Below are 292 nucleotides of genomic sequence, written 5' to 3' on the forward strand. Positions count from 1 at the left end.
ATGATATACGTTTTAGAAAATATTTTAAGTACATTTATACGACATGACGGAAATCCTAATTTAGCAATGGCAGGTCTAGTTGTAACTGCTGTATTAAATATAGTGTTTGACTATATCTTTATTTTCAGTTTTGGATGGGGCGTAACAGGTGCTGCTTCAGCAACTATTCTTTCAGCAGCGATTGGATTCCTTGTATTATTAACCCACTTTTTTAGAAAAAGTAGAATTTTAAAATGGACGAAATTCCATTTTGAATGGGATACAGTTAAACAAATTATGATCATAGTATTCC

The 292-nt window shown here is 31.5% G+C and carries 1 pseudogene; it reads left to right on the plus strand.

Annotated elements, in window-relative coordinates:
* Window positions 1–292, plus strand: a pseudogene (locus tag ACSG5Z_RS31290) (MATE family efflux transporter); the annotation flags it as partial.

Source organism: Bacillus pretiosus, from assembly GCF_051294775.1.
Classification (GTDB): Bacteria; Bacillota; Bacilli; order Bacillales; family Bacillaceae_G; genus Bacillus_A; species Bacillus_A wiedmannii.